The organism is Rahnella sp. P4_A8 (assembly GCF_056402435.1).
This window is the reverse complement of sequence record NZ_JBFUHK010000212.1, coordinates 1-1,599: the sequence shown is the minus strand read 5'-3', so window position 1 is coordinate 1,599 and position 1,599 is coordinate 1. Positions and strand designations below refer to the sequence as shown.

Below are 1,599 nucleotides of genomic sequence, written 5' to 3'. Positions count from 1 at the left end.
GGCTTATCCAAAAGCCCAATAATATTTAGAAGCGTGCTTTTCCCAGACCCGGAGGTTCCAACAATTGCGCAACTTTGCCCGGCGGGGACTGATAACGAGACATTATTTAATATGGTATGCAACGTAGTGCCTGCCGGGTAAGAGCGTGTTATTCCTAACAAACAAATTACATGTTGAGACTGCTGATCAGGGAAATTCATCAGGCATCAATATTTTTGAATTTTTTATCTTCATCTTTCGAAAAATGATAATCAAATAATGTCGCTGGCCTGTCATGACCACTTTTTTCTATTTTTTCATTACTCGTAAAATTATCAAGTAATGAGGGAACACTCTGAGACTGAATATCAGGCATCGATACAGCATTCTTTTGCACTACTTTACCACCTACTAACTGAAAACCGTGCTTCATCCCTGTTTCAGTAACTGAGAACACACCATCCACATTGACGACGTCAGGCTCTTCAGTATGCAGAGTAACTTCACTGGCAGTATTAACGACGAAATTATTCTTTCCTTGACTTACGTAAGTGGAGAATTTAGACGTCTGGCCCTGCTCAGTAGATATTTCATTACTTCCAGTGTTATTAATTACCGATTCGAGATAAGCGAAATTTGTACGGTGCGCAAAAGAATAACCAGGGTCAAGTTCATATTTTACAAAACCTGGATCTAAGACTGAGCTGGATATATTTCCACTGTTCAATATTCTGGTCGCAGTGGCAGTATCATCCGCTGAAAAACTAAATGTCTGCAGGTGGCCCGTATTATCATAAGTACCACCATTATTCGCATTAGCCATTACGTGATTGAACATGCGATAAGTACCCAGATCATTCGCGAGATCATCTACATAACTAAGATCTGTCCCTTCTTGTTGCGCCTGAGCGTATAGATCCGACAACATATTACGGTCATCTTTAGTCAGAAAGTTGACAGATTGCATGGCCATGGTGTCTTTTGTCAGTGTCGTCTGGATTGTTGGATTAGCATCGGCATTACCAAACAACCGAGACATCATTAATCCCTGGCCACTGATAGTCGACTGTCCTGAAGACGGTAAGCTTGTATCCTTTACGAGGTTTGTCTGAGAAGGCTGGAGGTTAGTCGATTTTACGGTAACATCCGAGTTATTTTGCAACTTTTTATATGTGCTTGTTGATGTATTAATATTCATTTTAAGTTCCCCTCCAGCCTGGTTTTTCAGAATTGACAATTACTTTTTAATTAATAACTGTATTCCACAGTGACACTTTCCTGACGAGATGGCTGAGCCTGCGTACCTGCAGATCCCGTAATAGTATGCCGAACTTGAAGCTCTACACCCGATTTCAATTCATAGCTATTAAATGCTGGCGTTGTTGAAGATGCACCACTATTTACGGTCACGCATTTTGCTGGCGAAGCCTGAAAAGGCAAGTAATAACATAACTGAACAAGGTCCGAGGATGCTGATGGGTACGCAGCAATGTTGTACCTTACGAGAGTGAGAGTTTTTGTTTTACTTGCAGTACCGGAAGGGAAATCGGATGAGTTAATAAAAAAGTTCGTTAGTCCAACAGGACCGGTTCCATTCGAAAGAATACCGATCGTTGGTGC

The 1,599-nt window shown here is 41.3% G+C and carries 3 protein-coding genes; all 3 read right to left on the bottom strand.

Annotation, left to right across the window (positions count from 1 at the left end):
* The coding region (locus AC1DUO_RS24790; RefSeq protein WP_477989304.1) for an ATP-binding cassette domain-containing protein at positions 1–200 on the bottom strand (200 nt) is incomplete at its 3' end.
* Positions 200–1,177 (bottom strand): hypothetical protein, encoded by a 978-nt coding sequence (locus AC1DUO_RS24785; protein ID WP_241917311.1) that lies wholly within the window; start codon positions 1,175–1,177, stop codon positions 200–202. The genes AC1DUO_RS24790 and AC1DUO_RS24785, both read right to left, overlap by 1 nt.
* Positions 1,178–1,227: 50 nt before the next feature.
* Positions 1,228–1,599, bottom strand: a 372-nt coding sequence (locus AC1DUO_RS24780) for a hypothetical protein (protein ID WP_477989302.1), incomplete at its 5' end; no start/stop codon positions are given.